This is a genomic window from Neisseria blantyrii, assembly GCF_962747855.1.
GTDB classification, from domain to species: Bacteria; Pseudomonadota; Gammaproteobacteria; order Burkholderiales; family Neisseriaceae; genus Neisseria; species Neisseria viridiae.
The window spans coordinates 1-736 of sequence record NZ_CAUIZY010000031.1; the positions used below are offsets into that span (position 1 = coordinate 1).

Consider the following 736-nt stretch of genomic DNA (forward strand, 5'->3'; position numbering starts at 1 on the left):
CCCCCAACACAGGTTTTCGGCTGTTTTCGTTTCAAATATCCACTAATTCTACCCCAATACCCCCTTAATCCTCCCCGGATACCCGATAATCAGGCATCCGGGCCGCCTTTTAGGCGGCAGCAGGCACACTTAGCCTGTTGGCGGCTTTCAACAGGTTCAAACACATCGCCTTCAGGTGGCTTTGTGCACTCACTTTGAGCAGACCAAAATAGGCCGCCCGAGCATAGCGGAATTTACGGGGCAACGTACCAAAGCTCTGTTCGACCACATAACGGGTCTTCGACAAATACCGGTTGCGTTTGGTTTGCGCCTCCGTCAGCGGACGGTTGCGGTGGGCTTTGCGCATAATGCCGTCTAACAACTGATGCTCTTCCAGATGTTGCCGGTTTTCCTCACTGTCATAGCCTTTGTCGGCATAGACGGTCGTACCTTTGGGCAGACCTTCCAACAAAGGCGACAGGTGTTTGCACTCATGGGCATTGGCGGGAGTGATGTGCAGTTTCTCGATATAGCCTTCCGTATCGGTACGGGTATGTTGTTTGTAACCGAGTTTGTAGAGGCCGTTTTTCTTTATCCAACGGGCATCTTTGTCTTTACTCGGTGTGGTTTGGCCGCTGACTTGTCCTTTGTTATCGACTTCTATGGCCTGACGCTGTTTGTTGCCGGCGGTCTGAATAATGGTGGCATCAACGACAGCGGCGGATGCTTTCTCTACTTTTAGGCCTTTTTCAGTCAA

At 51.5% G+C, this 736-nt stretch carries 1 protein-coding gene; it reads right to left on the bottom strand.

Features of this window, described 5'->3' with window-relative positions; all coding sequences use genetic code 11:
• Positions 1-109: 109 nt before the first annotated feature.
• Positions 110-736 (bottom strand): IS5 family transposase (locus Q9J80_RS10805; RefSeq protein WP_301674017.1); only part of this gene is annotated, 627 nt, incomplete at its 5' end.